The 16,476-nt window shown below is 66.7% G+C and carries 14 protein-coding genes and 1 pseudogene; 6 read left to right on the forward strand and 9 right to left on the reverse strand.

Features of this window, described 5'->3' with window-relative positions; genetic code table 11:
- The 3 genes and pseudogenes from BLU32_RS21150 to BLU32_RS21160 all read right to left on the reverse strand — a co-directional run.
- Nucleotides 1-948, reverse strand: a pseudogene (locus tag BLU32_RS21150) (amino acid--[acyl-carrier-protein] ligase); the annotation flags it as partial.
- Nucleotides 926-2,107, reverse strand: a complete 1,182-nt coding sequence (locus BLU32_RS21155) for an acyl-CoA dehydrogenase family protein (protein ID WP_093811442.1) — start codon at nt 2,105-2,107, stop codon at nt 926-928. The pseudogene BLU32_RS21150 and the gene BLU32_RS21155, both read right to left, overlap by 23 nt.
- A complete protein-coding gene (locus BLU32_RS21160; RefSeq protein ID WP_093810255.1) occupies nt 2,107-2,364 on the reverse strand; it encodes an acyl carrier protein in 258 nt (85 codons plus the stop codon). Before BLU32_RS21160 ends, BLU32_RS21155 begins: the two co-directional genes overlap by 1 nt.
- 318 nt (nt 2,365-2,682) lie before the next feature.
- Between BLU32_RS21160 and pcaF the strand changes: the two genes are divergently transcribed.
- Complete coding sequence (gene pcaF, locus BLU32_RS21165; protein ID WP_093810257.1) at nt 2,683-3,888, forward strand: 3-oxoadipyl-CoA thiolase; 1,206 nt, start codon at nt 2,683-2,685, stop codon at nt 3,886-3,888.
- 9 nt (nt 3,889-3,897) lie between these two features.
- Here the strand turns inward: pcaF and BLU32_RS21170 are convergent, their stop codons facing one another.
- Genes BLU32_RS21170 through BLU32_RS21185 form a run of 4 tightly spaced genes read right to left on the reverse strand, consistent with a single transcriptional unit; the run spans nt 3,898 to nt 7,227 of the window.
- Nucleotides 3,898-4,701 (reverse strand): class I SAM-dependent methyltransferase, encoded by an 804-nt coding sequence (locus BLU32_RS21170; RefSeq protein ID WP_093810259.1) that lies wholly within the window; start codon nt 4,699-4,701, stop codon nt 3,898-3,900.
- Entirely contained in the window at nt 4,698-5,774 is a 1,077-nt protein-coding gene (locus BLU32_RS21175) for a glycosyltransferase family 4 protein (RefSeq protein ID WP_093810261.1), read from the reverse strand. Before BLU32_RS21175 ends, BLU32_RS21170 begins: the two co-directional genes overlap by 4 nt.
- Entirely contained in the window at nt 5,774-6,172 is a 399-nt protein-coding gene (locus BLU32_RS21180) for a 6-carboxytetrahydropterin synthase (protein ID WP_093810263.1), read from the reverse strand. The genes BLU32_RS21175 and BLU32_RS21180 overlap by 1 nt, the downstream gene beginning before the upstream one ends.
- 35 nt (nt 6,173-6,207) lie before the next feature.
- A complete protein-coding gene (locus tag BLU32_RS21185; protein ID WP_157727772.1) occupies nt 6,208-7,227 on the reverse strand; it encodes a zinc-binding alcohol dehydrogenase in 1,020 nt (339 codons plus the stop codon).
- 88 nt (nt 7,228-7,315) lie between these two features.
- Between BLU32_RS21185 and mdoH the strand changes: the two genes are divergently transcribed.
- The 4 genes from mdoH (at nt 7,316) to BLU32_RS21205 (ending at nt 12,877) form a co-directional block, all read left to right on the forward strand.
- Nucleotides 7,316-9,208: a glucans biosynthesis glucosyltransferase MdoH gene (mdoH, locus tag BLU32_RS21190; RefSeq protein WP_157727773.1), complete on the forward strand. Its 1,893-nt coding sequence runs from the start codon at nt 7,316-7,318 to the stop codon at nt 9,206-9,208.
- Between the two features lie 169 nt (nt 9,209-9,377).
- Nucleotides 9,378-9,881 (forward strand): hypothetical protein, encoded by a 504-nt coding sequence (locus BLU32_RS21195; RefSeq protein WP_093811444.1) that lies wholly within the window; start codon nt 9,378-9,380, stop codon nt 9,879-9,881.
- 81 nt (nt 9,882-9,962) lie between these two features.
- The gene (locus BLU32_RS21200; protein WP_093811446.1) at nt 9,963-11,216 is read left to right on the forward strand and encodes a CaiB/BaiF CoA-transferase family protein; all 1,254 of its coding nucleotides are present in this window, start codon (nt 9,963-9,965) and stop codon (nt 11,214-11,216) included.
- Nucleotides 11,213-12,877 carry a thiamine pyrophosphate-binding protein gene (locus BLU32_RS21205; RefSeq protein WP_093810269.1) on the forward strand — a complete coding sequence of 555 codons (1,665 nt, stop codon included), beginning with the start codon at nt 11,213-11,215 and terminating at the stop codon, nt 12,875-12,877. Before BLU32_RS21200 ends, BLU32_RS21205 begins: the two co-directional genes overlap by 4 nt.
- Nucleotides 12,878-12,886: 9 nt before the next feature.
- On the opposite strand, the gene BLU32_RS21210 is transcribed toward BLU32_RS21205, so the two are convergent.
- Together BLU32_RS21210 and BLU32_RS21215 are read right to left on the reverse strand one after the other, a co-directional pair.
- The gene (locus BLU32_RS21210; protein ID WP_093810271.1) at nt 12,887-13,378 is read right to left on the reverse strand and encodes a DUF302 domain-containing protein; all 492 of its coding nucleotides are present in this window, start codon (nt 13,376-13,378) and stop codon (nt 12,887-12,889) included.
- 107 nt (nt 13,379-13,485) lie between these two features.
- Nucleotides 13,486-14,658: a YeeE/YedE family protein gene (locus tag BLU32_RS21215; protein ID WP_093810273.1), complete on the reverse strand. Its 1,173-nt coding sequence runs from the start codon at nt 14,656-14,658 to the stop codon at nt 13,486-13,488.
- 361 nt (nt 14,659-15,019) lie between these two features.
- Here BLU32_RS21215 and BLU32_RS21220 point away from each other — a divergent pair, with 361 nt between their 5' ends.
- Nucleotides 15,020-16,402, forward strand: coding sequence for a tetratricopeptide repeat protein (locus tag BLU32_RS21220; RefSeq protein ID WP_093810275.1), 1,383 nt, complete (start codon nt 15,020-15,022; stop codon nt 16,400-16,402).
- The last annotated feature ends 74 nt before the right edge of the window (nt 16,403-16,476 follow it).

The following is a 16,476-nucleotide window of genomic DNA, read 5'->3' on the forward strand; positions in this document are numbered from 1 at the left end:
TCAGTGCCAGAGCGCGGCGCGTACGTCAGCGGGCCAGTCCGCGGTGTCCAGCCCGTGCTTTGCGAAGAGCGCGAGCGCGATGCGCTCCAGCCCGAAGCCGACACAGGCGGTATGCGCGACGTTTCCGTCGGCCGTCTCCAGCCCCCAGGTGGAGCCGAAGTGGTCCTGGTGGTAGTTGAAGCTGAGGCAGGCGGTCTTGTTGGCGGTGGACGTCACGGGGATCAGCAACTCGAACTTGAGCTTTTGTTCGCGCTGGCTGTTGCCCATCATCTTGCCCGCACGGCCGAAGAAGGGATCGTTGGCGGTGTCGAGCTCCACGTCGAGACCGACCGCTGCGATCAGCTTCGCGCCGCGCTCCATCCAGTCCTCGCGAAACGCCATCACCTCGTCGGGCGTGCCGATGCGCACGAACTCGCGCATGCGGAAAAGCTGCATGCGGGCCGGGTCCTTCGACGGCTCGTGGCGGAAGCAATAGGACTGCAGGTCATAGAGACCACCGCCCTCGGCGAGCGGCCCGCGCTTTGCAATGCTGGGATAGAGCGGATAGCAGGCGGCGGGCGTCAGCACGATATCGGTCGCCTCTTGCCCTTCCGTCCAGTCGCCGCCCTCTGCGATGCACTCGAGCAGGTTCATGTGGTCGAGCTCGCAGCCGCAGAAGCTGTGCACCGTGCCGGCGAGCTGCGGAAAGCTTTTCATGTAGCCGGAACCCTCGAAGTGGGCGCGGTTCATGCCCGGCGGAAAGCGGATCACCTCGGGCGTTGCATCCGGCGCATGCTTGCCGATCAGCACCTCGAAGCGCGCGATCACATCCTCGAAGGCGCCGCCGCGGCCATAGAGTCCCTCGACGCCGGTGTCGATGAGAAGTCCGGCCGAAAACAGCCGATCGAGCAGGGACGTTTGCATGTCCATGGTCCCGTTCCTCTCCTCAGCCCAGAAGGCTGGTGTCCTGTTTGTGAATCAAGAGCATGTTCGACGTATTGCCGAGAATGCGGTCGTTGGAAATCATCAGCTGTGCCGAATGGGCGTCGCGCAGATGGCGACCCAGGCTGAAGGGCGTGCCGTTCTTGTAGGCGAGGATGCCGCAGATCAGCATGCAGTGATTGATGATCGTCAGGATCGTCTGCGAACTGGCGATCTTCAGGTTGTTCATCGCCACCGAGAAGCTCATCGACGACAGTCTGTCCTCGTTCCCGCGCGCGGCTTCATAAGTTTCCAGCGCAGCGATGATGCTTGCCTTCACGCCCTGGAGCAGGCTGGAGGCTTCCGCCACGCGCAGCGCGCCCGGCGGCGTCATGTCGGGGGACTTGCGCGCGGCCGCCCTGACGAAGGCCTGCGCCCGGCCGAAGGCGTCGGCGGCGATCCCGTACCATACCGCGCTCCACAGGATGTGGGCGTGGGCGAGCATGGATTCCGCTGCGATCTCGGCGAAGGGGCGCGGCAGGATCTGCCCGGCCGGTGCCTCGCCCTTGAAGACATAGCCGTCCGAACACGTGCCACGCATGCCGAGCGCGTCCCAGACGTGGGTCTTTTCCAGCGTGTACTGGTCTTTCAGGAAGACGGTCATCACCTGGTCGCTCGCTGTGGCCTCCGCATGGCTGCGCGAGGTGATCAGGATGGCGTCCGCCTGGTCCCCGTAGGAAATGACGGTGGCGTCCTTTTCCAGCCGGCAGGTGTCGCCCTCGACTTCGATGGCGCAGATCGAATTGCGCAGGTTGCCGCCAATGCCGCCTTCGGTCGTCGCCGATCCGAGAAGCATCTGCTCGCCGGCGACCCGGGCCATGAAGCCCTGGTGCCAGGCGTCGTCCCCGCCGTGGGCGACGAGGCTCGAAACCTTGATCTGGTGCATCGCGAAGATCATGGCGGTTGCCGAACAGGCCTGTCCGAGGATGGAGCAGATTTCCGCGATTTCCGCCGTCGTAGCGCTTTCGCCGCCGAATTCGGTCGGGATCTGTACGCCCATCAGCCGCTCCGCGCGCATGGCGGCGACGGCTTCTGCCGGAAAGCGTCCGTCGCGGTCGACGCTGTCGGCGTGGGTGGCTGCAACCGTCGCGACCCGGCGGGCGCGGGCGGTCAGGTCGACATTCGGGGCGTGGGCGTGGATGTTCATCATGCGGCCTGCTGATCTTCGCTCAGCTCCGTGACGACCTCGGAGATCACCTTGATGCTGGAAAATGTCTTGCGGTTCAGCCGGTCTTCCGGGAATTCGATATCGAAATGCTCTTCGATCGCGAGCATCAACTGCACGGAGGCAAAGGACGACAGACCGGCGGCATAGAGATCTGCGTCATCCTGCAATGTTGCGACATCCACCGGCAGCTTGCCGTGTTTTGCGACAATCGAGCGAATGGCTTCAACAGCGGACATGACACTTCTCCTGTTTGTCGCACTCGACTTCTTGGTTTTCTTGAGTGCGGTTTTGATAGGATACTTGTTTCATAGTTGTGTTTACAACATCTGAAGTCATTGATCAAAATAAGATATGTTTTTGGTAAGGTTAACCCATCCTTTTCAAGATAACGACCAGAGCTGGAATGCGACGTTGCGGAGCCGAGGGTTTGTCCGAATTAGTTGACCGTCCGGTCGTTTAATTATTATATGGGCACCCGTCAGGCGTTGACGTGGCGCGCCCGGTCGTCGAAAAACGCTTTAGGTTTAAAGTTTGCCCGCGGGAGGGGCTTCGTCATGCGTCATGCCTACATTGTCGATTACATCCGCACCCCGATCGGCCGTTTCGGCGGCGCTCTGAGCGCCGTGAGGGCCGATGATCTTGGGGCGGCTCCGATCCGTGCGCTGATGGCGCGCAATGCCGAAATCGACTGGGCGCGGGTGGACGACGTGATCTACGGCTGCGCCAACCAGGCGGGTGAGGACAACCGCAATGTCGCGCGCATGGCCGCTCTCCTTGCAGGTCTGCCGGTCGAAGTGCCGGGCACGACCGTCAATCGCCTGTGCGGCTCCGGGATGGATGCGGTGATCATGGCCGCGCGCGCGGTGCGCACCGGCGAGGCGGATCTGATGATCGCCGGCGGCGTGGAAAGCATGTCGCGCGCACCCTTCGTGATGCCCAAGGCCGACGCGGCGTTTTCCCGCAAGGCGGAAATCTATGACACCACCATCGGCTGGCGGTTCGTCAACCCGGTGATGAAAAAGCAGTACGGCATCGATTCCATGCCGGAGACGGCGGAAAACGTCGCCGCCGATTATACGGTGGCCCGCGCCGACCAGGACGCCTTCGCCGTGCGCTCGCAGGAGCGTGCGGTCGCCGCGCAGGACAACGGTCGCCTGGGCCGGGAAATCGTGCCCGTGACCATTCCGCAGCGCAAGGGCGACGCGATTGTCGTCGACAAGGACGAACATCCGCGCGCCGGCACCACAGTGGAGAAACTGTCGAAGCTCGCGACCCCGTTCCGCGACGGCGGCTCGGTGACGGCGGGCAATGCGTCGGGCGTGAACGATGGCGCGGCCGCGCTTCTGATTGCCTCCGAGGAGGCCGTGAAGGCCTATGGCCTGACGCCGATCGCGCGTGTCGTCGGCGGTGCGGCGGCGGGCGTGCCGCCGCGCATCATGGGCATCGGGCCGGTCCCGGCCACGCGCAAGCTGATGACGCTGCTCGGCCTGTCGATTTCGGATTTCGACATCGTGGAACTGAACGAGGCTTTCGCGGCACAGGGCCTTGCGGTCCTCAGGGAACTCGGGCTCGGCGACGATTGCGAGCATGTGAACCCCAACGGCGGCGCCATCGCGCTCGGCCATCCGCTCGGCATGTCGGGCGCGCGCCTCGTCGGCACGGCGGCGCTGGAGCTTGCGGCACGCGGGGCGACGCGGGCGCTCTCGACCATGTGCATCGGTGTTGGCCAGGGGATCGCCTGCGCCATCGAGAAGGCCTGAAACCCGCGGCTAACCGGGCAACGCGGCGAGATCGCGGTGCCCGACCCGGGTGACAAGGCGTTCCGTTTCGATCTCGTGTCGTCGCCTTTCATGCCAGCGAGACAGCTCGTCGGCATCGACCGCCATCTCGCGCGCCGCCCCGGCCCAGCCGTCGACCAGCATCGACTGGAACGCCTGCTCGTGGCGCTCCGCCTCCCAGTCCGAAGCGCCTTCGACCACACGAAAGCCGGCGGCCTGAAACACATCGCGGGTATGATCGGCGGCTTGCGGTCCAAGCGCCGGGCCAAAGCCCTTGTCGCCATGCTGATGCGCGTTCATCGCGGCGCGGATGCTCTCGTCGAGGGGATCGGAGGGCGCGAGCGACAGGCGGCCGTCGTAGCTCAGCATGGCGAGGAACGGCAGCCGACGGCCGGCAAGCTGGCGGGCAAGCGCCGCGACCCACTCCGCCGAAACGAGATCGAGAAAGGCCGAGGTCGTCACCGCGTCGACGCCCTCAAGCAACGCCTCCGGCACGCCGTCGGCGAGATCCGCCTCGACCACCTCTATGTCCCGTTCGCCCGAGAAGAGCGTTCTGGCACGGGCGATCAGCGCCGGATCATATTCGGCGAGCCGCCATGCCTGGGGCGTCGCGACGTGCGGGGCGAACGCGCGAAGCGTCGCGCCGGTGCCGGCGCCCAGATCGAGCAGGCGGATCGGTCCGGTTGCGCTCCGCGCCGTCACATCGGCGACGAAGGCGTCGCGCACGTTTGCATTGCGGGCCCGCAGGTCGACCGGTTCGCGCGCCGACAGCCAGTCGCCGGAAAATCCGCTCATTGCTCTATGCCTTTCAAGATGGTGAGAAACCGCGCGGCTTGCGTGTCCCAGCCGGGCAGGCGCGCGACATGCGCCCGCGCGCCGCGCGACAGCGCAAGACGTTCGCCGGGCGTGTCGGCAAACCGGGCAAGGGCATCGGCGACCGCCGCGACGTCGCCAACCGGCAAAACGATGCCGGCCGTTTCCGGCACGGTATCGCGCACCGCGCCGTCACCGGTCGCGATCACCGGCAGGCCATGGGCCATCGCCTCGACGAAGGCCATGCCATAGCCCTCGTAGAGCGTTGTCAGCACGAAAAGATCCGCCGCCCGGTAGAGCGCGTCGAGCGCCTCGCGTGGCAAGGCCCCGTGGAGCGTGACCTTTTCTTCCAGCCCGAGCCGCGCGATCAACACGCGGATTTCTGCAGCGTGGTCCGGATCGAGGTCGGCGCTTCCCGCGATGTCGAGCCGGATGTCGCGGCGGGCGAGCCGGCTCACCGCATCGAGCAGCGTCGCATGGTCCTTGCGCGGGATCAGCGATCCGACACTGAGAAGCCGCAGCGGACCGGCGCCGTCTCTCGGCCTTTTCGCAGGGGCGCTCGCGACGATCTCGACGCCCGGCTCGACGACGCTGACGGCTTCGGCCGCGACGCCCAAGGTGTCGCGCACACTGCGTGCGGTCGCCGCACTCGTCGTCACCACATGCCGGACGTGGGCGAGGGCTGCCCGTTCCGCCGCGATCAGCGCGCGGGCGGCCGCCTCCTCCAGTCCGCTTTCATGCCCCAGCGGATGATGCAGCAGTGCAACGAGCCGAAGCCGGTCGGCATGGGGCGATAGTTCCTCGGCCATCACGCCGCAGGCCAGCCCGTCGATCACGGTGAGCCGCCCGTCCGGCAGGGCCGCCAGCGTTGTTCGCGCTTTTGCGCGTACGTCCGCATTCGGGGCGGGGTATCCGGGACCGAGCGAACGGGTCTCGACGCGCAAGCCCGCCCGCTCGAGCGCTGCGATCAGCGCCCGGTCGTAAATATAGCCGCCGGTCGGCGTCGCCAGATCGCCCGGATAGAGAAACGTCAGGTCTGGCGCGTCGGCGCGCATCAGATTTCGGCTTCGTACCAGGCCCGCGCGACGTGGGATTCGTGCAGGGTGACGCGGATCGCATGCAGCTCGGCGCCGGGACGCCCGAGCCGGTCGGCGCGCGCGGCCGTCGCGAGCGCATCGAAGATGTGCCGGGTCAGGAACTCGGTCGTGGTGTTCTTGCCCTTGAACGCCGGTACCTCGTCGAGGTTCTGGAAGTTCAGCGGCTCCAGCGTTTCCTTCAGCACCTCATGGGCGCGGCCGATGTCGATGACGATGCCGTTTGCGTCGAGATCGCGGGCGAGAAAGGCGGCGTCGACCACGAAGGTGGCGCCATGCATCTTCTGCGCCGGGCCGAAGACCTCGCCCTTGAAGGAATGGGCGATCATGATGTGGTCGCGAACTTCAACACTGTGCATTGGGATACTCCAGAAACGTCGGGAAAACCGGGCCGTCAGTCGGTGTGGGCCGGTGTGTCGTAGGAAATCAGCGGCATCCGTCCATCGCCCTCGGGACCGAGCAGGGCCGGAATGCGGGTTGCCGCTTCTGTCAGCGCAACGGGCGGCGAAATCAGGGCGTCGAGCGCGGGTTCACGCAAAAGTGAAAGCGCGGCCTCAAGCCGTCGCCGGTAGGTCCAGCGCGGTTGGCGCTCCGGCGGAATGCGCCCGACCTGGCTGGAGCGCAGCGTCAGCCGCCGGCTGTGAAAGGCGCCGCCCAGCGTCGCGGTGACCGGGGCGGTGCCATACCAGCTCATCTCGACGACGCGGGCCTCGGTCCCGGCCAGCGAAAGCGCGGTATCGAGCCCGTCGGGATGGCCGCTGGCGTGATAGACGAGGTCCTGGTCTTCCGGCGCGGCGTCGGGCGTTGCGAAACCGGCGCCGAGCGACGTCGCCGGCGCTTCGCGCGACGGATCGGTATCGATGACGGTCACCCGCGTGCCGGGAATGCCGGCGGCGAGGTGGGCGACGAGCAGGCCGACGATTCCGCCGCCGACCACGGCAATGTGATCCCCCGGTGAGGCCCCGCCGTCCCATAACCCGTTGAGCGCGGTTTCCATATTGGCCGCAAGGATGCCGCGCGCGGCCGGCACGTCAGCCGGCAGCGGGACCGCGGCGTCGGCGGGAACGGTGTAAAGGGACTGATGGGGATGAAGCACGAAAACGGTCTCGCCGAGCCGGTCGGGCGCGCCGGCAATGATCTCGCCGACGCTGGCGTAGCCGTATTTGACCGGGAAGGGGAAGTCGCCTTCCTGAAACGGCGCGCGCATGCGGTTCCATTCGCTTTCCGGCACCTTGCCGGACAGCACCAGCCGTTCGGTGCCGGGACTGACGCCGCTGAAGCGCGTGCGCACGCACACCTCGTCGGTACCCGGCGCAGACACGGTTTCGCTGCGAAGCGCCATGCGACCGGTCTCGATGGACCACAAGGCCTGCGTTTCGCACGGAAATTTTTTCGTGATTGTGCGGTGCGTCACAAATCCTCCTCAGTCGCGCGCAACGTATAGCCCAACGGACTGGCCGCCGCATCGGGGGTCTCCTTCTTATATGTGCAAAGGTCGTTGTATGTTTCAAAAGCACCTTCCGCATTTTCTGACGCCGGACCCTGCCGGACTTGGTCGCTCGTTTGAAGCGCCCGGGTCCGATACGCCGCATATCCCGGTTGATGCGCGCCGTCTTGCGATCCGCCGCACCGTCTTCGCATCGCTGGTTCTGGCGACCGTGGCCGCGCTGACGGCGCTTCTGGTCGTCAGTTTTTCCGGCGACGGCGTCAGTTGGGCCGAGATGCTTATGATCGGCTGTTTTCTGCTGACGCTGCCCTGGACCGCGATCGGGTTCTGGAATGCGGCGATCGGACTGACGCTGATGCGCACCAGACGCGATCCGGTGGCAGCGGTCTGCCCGATCGCGCCGGGCGACACGCGTGCGAAAAGCCGTGCCTCGACCGCGATCCTGTCGTGCATCCGCAATGAGGATGTCGATCAGGTTGCCGTCCATCTCGATGCCATGCTGGCGGATCTCGCCCGCACCCGCCATGCCGACGGCTTCACGTTGTATGTGTTGAGCGATACCGATCGGCCGGAGATCGCCGCCAAGGAAGACGCGGTTTTCGCGGCCCTGGCCGATCGCTGGGCCGATGTCCTGCCGGTTACCTACCGCCGCAGAGACGACAATCCGGGCTTCAAGGCCGGCAACATCCGCGATTTTTGCCTGCGTTGGGGCGCCCGCCATGATTATGCACTGGTGCTCGATGCCGACAGCTTCATGTCGGGTGCCGCCATTGTCGATATGGTTGCAAAGATGGACGCCAATCCGCGTCTCGGCATCCTGCAGACCCTGGTCGTCGGCATGCCCACCAGCAGCGCCTTCGCACGGATCTTCCAGTTCGGCATGCGGCTCGGCATGCGTTCCTATACCCTCGGCAGCGCCTGGTGGCAGGGCGATTGCGGCCCCTACTGGGGGCACAATGCGATCCTCAGGGTGAAACCTTTCACCGAGGCCTGCCACTTGCCGAAACTCTCGGGCAAGGGGCCGCTTTCGGGCTGGATCCTGAGCCACGACCAGGTCGAAGCGGTCTTGATGCGCCGCGCCGGCTACGAGGTGCGCGCGATCCCGCGCGAGACGGAGAGCTTTGAGGAAAATCCGCCGAATGCGCTGGAGTTCATCCGCCGCGAACTGCGCTGGTGCCAGGGCAACCTCCAGTATATCAAGCTGCTCGGCCTGCCGGGCCTGCTGCCCACCAGCCGGGTGCAGATGGTGCTGGCGATCCTGATGTTCGTCTCCGCGCCGGCCTGGCTCTTGTTCATGGCAACGGGTGCTGCGATCGTCGCATTCGGCGGGCATGAGCTCGTGCGCTTCGAGCAGACCTCGGGCTTCGCGCTTTTTATCGTGATCCTGACGATGATTTTCGCCCCCAAGATCGCGACCGTGATCGACATTCTTCTCGACCGGCGTCTGCGCGCGGCCTTCGGCGGGCCGCTTCGCATCGTCCTGAGCGCGCTGTCGGAGATCGTCTTCGCGGCCCTCATGGCGCCTGTTGTCGCCGTCGCCGTGTCGCTCTTCGTCGCCGGCCTGCCGTTCGGCAAGGCGATGGGCTGGGGCGCTCAGGTGCGCGATACGCGTGCCTTGCCGCTTGGCCTTTGCCTTTCGCGGTTGTGGCCGCAGATGGTCTTCGGCTTTGCCGGTTTCGCCTGGGCGGCAGCCTTCGCGCCGGACCTCTTCTGGCCGCTCCTGCCGGTGATCCTCGGTCCCGCCATCGCCGTTCCGCTGGCGCTTGGCACCTCGGGCGAGTGGATCGGACGGCTGGCGCTGGCGACGCGCCTCTGGCGTCTGCCGGAGGAAACGGCTCCGCCTGAGTGCCTGCTGCCGCTGCGCCTCTCCGCCCATACGGCGCTGGGCGTCGCCTTCGTCCCGCCCCGCGCCTTTTTCGAGCCGGAGCTGGAAAAGGCGGAGGCGTGAGCCATGGCCGGATCACGCCGGCGTGACGCGGTTTGCCGGTTTCGTCTCGCTTCGTTGATTTGAGCGGAGCGGGCGCAGCTCCCACGTTCAAGGCATCGGGGCCGGATGACCGGCTCCGGGCGTCGCAAACCTGCCGGCATTGGCGGGTCGCTATCGGGAGTTCCTGTCCATGTCCGCCTCCGCCGTTTCCGCCGTCCGGCCGCATCAAGGCCTGTTTCCCCCGCTGACGCTCGCGACGCTCGCGACCGCGATCCTCGCCGGGCTTCTCGCCGATGGCGCCTGGGAGATCTGGGCACGGTTCATCACGCCCTTGTGGGTCGGCGGCCCCTTGCAGCCGGCAGCCCTCGTTCAGTCTGTGTTCGGGTTTCAAAGTTTCGCGCTTGCCGAGGTTGTGCATCTCGTGGTCGGCATCGTCTTCTATCCACTCGGCTATCTCTTCGTTGCCAGGCCGATCGCCGACCGGTTCCTGCCATTCCTGCCCTGGCCGGTGGTCGCACTGGGGTTCGGTGTCGGTCTCTGGGTCTTCGCGCTTTACATCATGGCCCATCTGATTGCCGGACTGCCGCCGTTTCTCGGCTTCATCCAGTTGACCTGGGCCTCGCTGGTCGGGCATCTCATCTTCGGTCTCGTCTGCGGCGCCGTCGTGCGATGGCGGACCGGGGCCACGGGCTGATTTCTCCCCTCCCTTGAAAGGACCTTCGCGCCGGTGACGACCTCTTTTGAGACTGATTCCCCGCCCGATCCGTCCGGCGACATGCCACGAGGCCCGCTCACGGGCCTCGTCGTGCTCGATCTGTCGCGCATTCTCGCAGGCCCCACCGCCACGCAATTGCTGGGCGATCTCGGCGCCACCGTGTGGAAGATCGAACGCCCGGGCACGGGCGACGACACGCGCGGCTGGGGCCCGCCCTTTCTCAAGGATGCGCAAGGAAACGACACGCGGGAGAGCGCCTACTACCTTTCCGCCAATCGCAACAAGCGCTCGCTCGCCATCGACATCGCGGCGCCCGAGGGGCGGGATCTTCTGCGACGGCTTGCGGGCAAGGCCGATGTCCTGATCGAGAATTTCAAGGTCGGCGATCTCGCCCGGCGCGGGCTTGGCTATGAGGATCTCAGGCCGCTGAACCCCGGGCTGATCTACTGCTCGATTTCCGGCTTCGGCCAGACCGGTCCCTATGCGGCGCGCGCCGGCTATGATTTCCTGATCCAGGGGATGGGCGGGCTGATGTCGCTGACCGGGCGTCCGGACGAGGAGGGCGGCGAACCGACCAAGGCGGGCGTCGGCATCGCCGACGTCATGTGCGGCATGTATGCCTCCAACGCCATCCTGGCAGCCCTTCATCACCGCACGGCAACGGGCGAGGGCCAGCACATCGACGTCGCCCTGCTCGACACGCAGGTCGCCTGGCTGATCAACCAGGGCGTTGCCTATCTGACCGACGGCGCGGTTCCGCCCCGGCGCGGCAACGCCCATCCCGCAATCGTGCCCTATAACGCCTATCCGGCGCGCGACGGGTCGTTCATCCTGGCGGTCGGAAACGACGCGCAGTTCCGCCGTTTCTGCGAGGTCGCCGGCGCGCCGGCGCTTGCCGACGATCCGCGCTTTTCGACGAACGCGCAGCGCGTGCGCAACCGCGTGGTGCTTGAACCGGAAATCGAGCGGCTGACGCGCACCCGCGATGCCGCCGACTGGATCGCGGTGCTGGAGGCCGCCGGCGTGCCCTGCGGGCCGATAAACGATGTCGGCGAGGTCTTCGCCGATCCGCAGGTGCGCCATCGCGGCATGCGCATCTCGATGCCGCATGAGAAACGCGCCAAGGGCAGCGTCGATTTGATCGGCAATCCGCTGAACCTCTCAAGAACGCCGGTGAGCTACCGCCACGCGCCGCCGGAACTCGGCGCGGACACGCAAGCCGTGCTTCGTTCGGCGCTGGAGCTTGACGACGCGGAGCTGGAGCGCCTGACGGCGGAAGGCGCCTTCGGCGCGCAAGGAGACGAGACAAAATGACGACGGATGCGGGGACAACGGATGGGGGGACAACGGGTGCCGGACTGATCGCGCAAAAGCTTCGTCAGGCCGGCTGTCGCCATGCCTTCGGCATTCCCGGCGGCGAGGTTCTCGCGCTGATGGACGCGCTGGAAAGCGCCGGCATCGCCTTTCATCTGGTCAAGCACGAGAACGCCGGCGGCTTCATGGCCGAGGGCGTGTGGCACGCCGAGGCCCGCGAAACGGGAACGCGCGCCGGGCCGGGCGTGCTGCTCGCAACGCTCGGGCCGGGTGTCGCCAATGCGGTCAATGTGGTCGCCAACGCCTGGCAGGACCGGGTGCCGCTGATCTTCCTGACCGGCTGCGTCGATGCGGCGGAGGCCGAAACCTACACCCATCAGGTGTTCGACCATCAGCAGCTGTTGCGCCCCATCGTCAAGGCAAGCTTCCGCGCAAGCCCCGGCGCGCTCGGCGCCATGATGGACAAGGCGCTCCGCATCGCGCTCGACGGCCAGCCGGGGCCGGTGCATGTCGACGTGCCGATCTCGGTCGCGGAAAGCACAACCGACGAGGCGCTGCGTCCCTTGCCGGCCGGAATCTCTCCCGACGACCTGCGTCCGTTCGGTCCGACGCTCGATGCGGCGCGGGCGCTTTTCGCCGGTGCAAAACGCCCGATTGCGATTGCCGGCGTCGATGCGGTCAACGAGGGCGCGGGCGATGCCGTCGCCGCCTTCTGCCGCGATCATTCCGTCCCGCTCGTCACCACCTACAAGGGCAAGGGGCTGCTCGACGAGGCCGATCCGCTGGCGCTTGGCGGAGCCGGCCTGTCGCCGCGCGCCGATGCGCATCTTCTGCCGCTCTTCAAGGCCTCCGATTGCATCCTGCTCCTGGGGTACGATCCCATCGAGATGCGCATCAACTGGCGCGATCCCTGGGATCATGACGCGCCGGTGATCGAGATTGCCGCGACCCCGCGCTCGCACGGCATGCACGGCGTGAAGCATCCGCTCGCCTCCGGCGTCGCGGCCGGGCTGGATGCGCTGGCCGATGGCGTTGCCGCCACGCCGTCCTGGGAGGGCGGCGAGATCGCCGCCGCGAAGGCAGCCCTTGCCACGCAATTCGAGCCCGAGCCGGAGGGCTGGGGGCCGGCCCGTGTCTTCCAAACTCTGCGCGACGTCTTGCCGGCGGAGACGGTCGCCACCGCCGACAGCGGCGCGCACCGCATCCTGGTCTCGCAGATCTGGCAGACGGCGGTGCCGCGCGGCATGCTGCAATCCTCCGCGCTCTGCACGATGGCTTGCGCGCTGCCGCTCGGCATGGGGCAGAAACTTGCCGATCCGCAAAGGCCCGTGATCGTCTTCGTCGGCGACGCCGGGCTGGAAATGGGCCTCGGTGAACTGGCGACGCTGCGCGACATGCGCCTGCCGGTGATCGTCTGCGTGCTGGTCGACGAAAGCCTGGCGCTGATCGAGATGAAACAGCGCGCCGGCCAGCGGGCCAATGTCGGCGTCGATTTCGATGGCACGGATTTCCCCGCACTTGCCAACGTTCTCGGTGGGCACGGCGTGTGGGTGGACGACGCCGAAACGCTCAGGCGCGAGGCGACGGCGGCGCTCGACCGCGACGGCTACACGCTGCTGGCCTGCCGCATCGGTCGCCGCGCCTACGACGGCAAGTTCTAGCGTAGAAACTCAGTTCGTCGCGTCTTCGGCAATCGCCTTGAACACCGCGTCGAGCTCGCCGGCCAGCGTTTCCAGCGCGTCGCCGCCTTCCGCCAGATAGGGCGCGAAGACGAAGCTCGGGTGCTTGTACGACAGCGTCGCCCCGCCGTCTGTGTCTTCCGTGACATAGAAGCGGATCGGCGCCTCGATACCGGCAGCAACGCTCGCCTTCAGCATCCGCCTTGCATAGTCGTTGCGGTAGACGCCGATCACCCGGTTGCCGGGAATGGTGACGCCCTGCATCTTCGCGCCCGCGGACGCGCTGGCCTGGGTGACGAGCCCCATTTCGGCCGCCTCGATCGCGGCCGTGAGGCTTTCCACCAGTTCGGAAAAGGCCGTGTCGGTGTCGATCACCGTCCAGCCGTCGCGCGGCGCGAGCTCGCCTTGCGCGGAGGCGGGACCGGCAGCATGGGAAAAGGCCGCCAGCATCAAGGCGGCGGCAAGGGACGTGAGACGGGTCATGACGGATCGGCTCCCTTCAGGAAATGAACGGAAGCCGACCCTAGTGGAGATTGTCGCCCACACCGCACACGCGCCGATCACGCCTGATCACGATGTGGCGGGCCGGGTCAGCCCATCCCGAGCCTGAGGCGCAACCGCGTGCCGGCGAGGCTGCCGATGAAGCCGAAGACCAGCCACAGCCAGCCGTGCATCGATCCCGACACGATCCCGCCGAGATAGGCGCCGATGTTGCAGCCGTAGGCAAGCCGCGCGCCGTACCCCATCAGCAGGCCGCCGATGATCGCGGTGAGGAGATCGCGGGTCGAAAGCTTCCACACGGGCGCGTATTTGCCGGCAAGCGCGGCTGCGGCCATGGCGCCCAGCAGGATGCCGAAATTCATCACCGAGGTCGCGTCGGCGAAAACGGAGGCCTCCAGCGCGCCCTTCTGCCACTGCCAGTAGGGCCAGTCGGTGACCGTTACGCCGAAGCCCTGCCAGATTTTCGCACCCCATAGCGCAAAGCCCGAGGTGATCCCCCATGGGCGGCCGAGAACGACGAAGGTGGCGATGCCGACGACGGCGATCATCACCGCGCCGAGACGCAGCGACCAGGGGCCGGCGAGGAAGGAGCCGGTGGGTTTCGGATCGGCGAGGCTGCCGTGCGCCTTGCGCTCGACCTTGATGCTCCACAGCGCGATCAGGCCGAGCACGGCGGCGGTCGCGGCAAAAGCGCCAAGGGCGCCGAATTCGCTGACAAGCGAAAAGGCCGGCAGTTTCGGCAGCGTCCCCCAAAGGTGCATGTGCGGGGTCGCGGCGACGGACCCGGTGACGAAGGCGGCGAGCGTCACCATCATGCGCGTCGAGCCGCCGCCGGCGGTGAACAGCGTGCCGGAGGCGCAACCGCCTCCGAGCTGCATGCCGAGCCCGAACATCGCCGCGCCGATGGCGGCCGCAACGCCGAAGGGAAAGACGAAGCCGCCCGTCGGCATGCCGAAGGACGCGCCCCACGCAATCAGCGGGAAGGACACCGCCGAGGTGAGCAAGATCAGCAGGAATTGCGCGCGCAGCCCCCCGCCGCGTTTTTCGGTCACGATGCGACGCCATGCGGCGGTGAAACCGAAGCTCGCGTGATAGAGCGACAGGCCGGCAAGCCCGCCGATCAGCACGGCATAGCCGAGCGTCGGACCGCCGGTGTTGCTGGCGATCAGCGCCACGGCGGCAAGACCTGCAAGCGACAGGGCGAGGATAGCCCGGTTCGCGCCGGAGAACGTTTGGGCGAGGGTCTGTGCAAGAGCTGTCATGGTTACGGTGTAACGCCTTGCGCATGGCAGAGAAAGGTATCCGGTTTTGCAAGACCGCCCGGCCGAGCAATCGGATTGCCCGGATCTGGCCCTTATTGGAAGATAGATCCATTCCCCGTCCGGTGTCGCACACGCCGGACACAAGTTTTTGTGTGTTGCACGTCATCCGCGCCACGGAAAAACTGACAGTGCGAAAAGGAATGGGCACGCGTCGATCATAGCAAGGACGGCCTTTTGGCCCCTCCCGGCGGGAAACCCGACCTTGCACCCCCAAAAGTGCCCTTGTTCTCCCCGCGCTGCGGCCTGCGCGCCGTCGCAGGAAAACGCGTGGCCCGTTTGCCGCTGGCAGGAAGAAAGCCGAATGACCCTTACCGATCGATACGGCTACCCTCTCACGATGTCGGACCCGGCTGCACTGGACGCCTGGCAGCGCACCCTCGATGCGTTTCTTGCCCATGGCACCACGACCCCGGAACACCTCGCGCGTGCCCTTTCGCTGGAGCCGCAGTTTGCGCTCGGCCATGCCGCGCACGGCCTGTTTTGCCTTTTTCTTGGCCGGCGCGAGATGGCGGATGTGGCCGAGGACGACTGGAAACAGGCCGACAGGGCGCGCGCCGCCGTCGGCGCGACCCCGCGTGAGGCGGCGGTGATCGACGCTCTGCGCGACTGGCTCGACGGTCACCCGCACGCGGCCGCCGATCGCCTCGACGCAGCCCTTGCCGTCCATCCCGCTGATCCGCTCCTGATGAAACTGGTGCATGCCGTCCGCTTCGTGCTCGGCGATGCCGCCGGCATGCGACGCTCGGTGGAAACCGTGCTCGACGCCTATGGCGAAAGCCACTCCGCCTACGGCTATCTGCTGGGCTGCCATGCCTTCGCGCTGGAGGAAACGGGAGATTATGCGCGCGCCGAGCGCACGGGACGCCGTGCCGTGGAGGTCGCGCCCGACGATGCCTGGGGTCTTCACGCGGTTGCCCATGTGCACGACATGACCGGACGCGCCGATGAAGGCCGCCGCTGGCTGGAAGCCAACACGCAAGCCTTTTCCCATTGCAACAATTTCCGCTTTCACGTGTGGTGGCACCTCGCGCTGATGCAGCTGGACCGGGGCGACATCGCGGCCGTGCTTGCGCTCTATGACAAGGAGATCCGTAGCGAACACACCGACGACTACCGCGATGTTTCCAATGCCGCCTCCCTGCTGATGCGGCTGGAGATCGAGGGCGTGAACGTCGGCGGCCGCTGGGAGGAACTGGCGCAAATCTCCCAGACCCGGATCGACGACCGCTGCAATCTCTTCGCCGACCTGCACTACATGCTGTCGCTGGGCGGAGGACGACGACGGCAGGCTGCGGATGAAATGCTGGCCTCCGTCGCGTTGCATGCCGAGGAGCCGACCGATTTGGGACGGGTTGCGGCAACGGCCGGCCTGCCGGCCGCTCAGGGCCTCGACGCCTATTTCCGCGGCAACTTCTATTCCGCGTTCCATCACCTGGATCAGGCCCGGCCGACCCTGCGCAGCGTCGGCGGCAGCCATGCGCAGCGCGATGTGTTCGAGCGGCTCGCGATCGACGCGGCGCTGCGCGCAGGGCTCGCTGGCGAGGCGGAGCGGCTGCTGCGCGAGCGGCTTTGCCTGCGCGGCGCGCTCGACCGCTTCGCCAGCGAACGTCTGGAGCGGGTCGACAGCATGAAGCGGGCGGCAACGATCATGCAGAACGAGGCCCTGCGCGCCGTCCCGGCGTGAAACGGCCTTGGTTTCGATGCAGCCGCGTGGCACAGCTTGCGCGCTTCGGCCCCTCGTGCGGGGCGGAACAGTAC

It is taken from the genome of Stappia sp. ES.058 (assembly GCF_900105595.1).
Lineage (GTDB): Bacteria > Pseudomonadota > Alphaproteobacteria > Rhizobiales > Stappiaceae > Stappia.